The sequence below is a fragment of the Citrobacter sp. HN-141 genome, from assembly GCF_033341895.1.
Classification (GTDB): domain Bacteria; phylum Pseudomonadota; class Gammaproteobacteria; order Enterobacterales; family Enterobacteriaceae; genus Citrobacter.
This window is the reverse complement of sequence record NZ_JAWPBF010000066.1, coordinates 1-467: the sequence shown is the minus strand read 5'-3', so window position 1 is coordinate 467 and position 467 is coordinate 1. Positions and strand designations below refer to the sequence as shown.

General features: G+C 54.4%; 1 protein-coding gene. It reads left to right on the top strand.

All coding sequences use genetic code 11. The features are described from left to right. A partial coding sequence (locus tag RYZ59_RS24600) for a DeoR family transcriptional regulator (protein WP_318051113.1) occupies positions 1-271 on the top strand: 271 nt, incomplete at its 5' end. Between the last annotated feature and the right edge of the window lie 196 nt (positions 272-467).

Here is a 467-nt window from a genome sequence, read left to right as displayed (position 1 = left end):
GACATCTCGATTCTTTTCAGAAAGGGGACCGATGGCGCGTATGGCAACGATGAAAGCCAGCCGTTGCAGGCAACGTGCCACCGGACAGGGAGAACGGCTTATCCGGCTGACCATGGTGCTGTTTTACGGTCAGACAATATCTGTTCGCTACATCACCCGGCAGTTTGACGTATCTCCCCGGACCGCAAGACGGGACCTCGCTCAACTGGCCTTTGTGCTGGAATCTGCTGGACCTCACCGCTGGCGACTGGCTCCCTCTCTGAAACCCTGACTTTTTTCTCTGCCGGACATCTCCTGACCGCTCCGTATGGCAGGCTGTCTCCGCTTTTCAATCCATAAGGGAACATGATGAAAATTTTAAAACTGTTAACCGCCGCAATTCTGCTTTCAGCCTTCAGCCACAGCGCGTTCGCCGACGAGCAGGCTGACGCTCAGATGATTACCAATTCGACCTTCTGCGCGATGTA